Annotated in this window: 1 protein-coding gene; it reads left to right on the top strand. The window is 65.3% G+C overall.

From position 1 onward, the window contains the following. Window positions 1–392 (top strand): DUF1214 domain-containing protein (locus AC07RN_RS21465; RefSeq protein WP_478337298.1); only part of this gene is annotated, 392 nt, incomplete at both ends.

Here is a 392-nt window from a genome sequence, read left to right as displayed (position 1 = left end):
GCCGGGATCAGCCGGGCGTTGGTCTACTCGCCGCGCAACCCCGACAGCTTCGTCTTCGAGGGAGCGTCCTGGAAGGAGGCATTCGTCGGGGGCAGTTACGAATTCCTCGACCATCACGCCCGTCTGCTGGACGCCCGCACCCAGTTCCACTACTTCGCCACGGTGATCACCCCGGCGATGGCACACGCCCAGGTGGGCGCCGGGTCCGCGTACACCTACACCGCTGAGGACTCGCAGGGCCGGATCCTCGACGGCGGCAAGACCTATCGGCTTACCCTGCCACCGAATCCGCCGGCGAAGAACTTCTGGTCCGTCGACGTCTACGACACTCAGACCAGGTCGCTGCTGCAGACGGACAACCCGTATCCGAGCCTGATGAGTCTGACCGGAAC

Source organism: Lelliottia sp. GFLA7 (assembly GCF_056490165.1).
This window is presented reverse-complemented; position numbering and strand designations above follow the sequence as displayed.